Origin of the sequence: Ruoffia sp. FAM 26254 (assembly GCF_045528545.1) — a bacterium.
Lineage (GTDB): Bacteria > Bacillota > Bacilli > Lactobacillales > Aerococcaceae > Ruoffia > Ruoffia halotolerans.
Genome location: NZ_JBGQQY010000145.1, coordinates 1 through 255, shown reverse-complemented (window position 1 = coordinate 255; position 255 = coordinate 1). Strand labels below are relative to the sequence as shown.

The 255-nt window shown below is 42.4% G+C and carries 1 pseudogene; it reads left to right on the top strand.

The annotated features are described in order from the left end of the window. A pseudogene (locus ACEN3Z_RS12045) lies at positions 1–255 on the top strand (IS30 family transposase); the annotation flags it as partial.

The following is a 255-nucleotide window of genomic DNA, read 5'->3' as shown; positions in this document are numbered from 1 at the left end:
TCAACTTCTTAAAAGAGGGCCATACCGCCATTGAGTATTACCAACAATATAAGAAAAACAAACAACGGTGTGGTAGACGTAAGTGTGTCCTTCCTGCAGACCAACAAGTCTACATTAAAGAAAAAGTTTCACAGGGCTGGACACCCGATGTCATTATCGGGCGTAAAGAAAAACCCATTGACTGTTCCATGCGGACGCTTTATCGGCGTTTCAAGGAAAAGGTGTTCGATGAAAAAACCTTACCCATGAAAGGAA